Annotated in this window: 1 protein-coding gene; it reads right to left on the reverse strand. The window is 69.0% G+C overall.

Annotated elements, in window-relative coordinates:
• On the reverse strand, positions 1-435 hold a 435-nt coding region (locus tag D7X12_RS45760; protein ID WP_279637308.1), incomplete at both ends, for a uroporphyrinogen decarboxylase family protein.

The raw sequence follows: 435 nt of genomic DNA on the forward strand, positions 1-435 counted from the left end.
GTAACAGGCGAGCGTCCACGGGCTGCCCGAGAAGCCGATGAGCGGCACACGCTGGCGGCCGTCCTGCACGAGCGCACGGCGGATTTCCGCCATGGCGTCGAACACGTATTGCAGAGACGACATGTCCGGCACCGACAGCGCCGCCACATCGGCTTCCGTGCGCACCGGCTTGGCAAAGCGCGGGCCCTCGCCCTGTGCAAACGACAGCCCCAGGCCCATGGCGTCGGGCACGGTCAGGATGTCGGAAAACAGGATTGCCGCGTCCAACGGGTAGCGATCCAGCGGCTGCAACGTCACCTCGGTCGCATACGCCGGCGACTTGGCCAGGCCGAGAAAGCTGCCGGCCCGCGCGCGCGTGGCGTTGTACTCTGGCAGATAGCGGCCCGCCTGGCGCATCAGCCACAGCGGCGTGTAGTCGGTGGGCTGGCGGCGCAG

The sequence above is a fragment of the Corallococcus sicarius genome, assembly GCF_003611735.1.
GTDB lineage: Bacteria > Myxococcota > Myxococcia > Myxococcales > Myxococcaceae > Corallococcus > Corallococcus sicarius.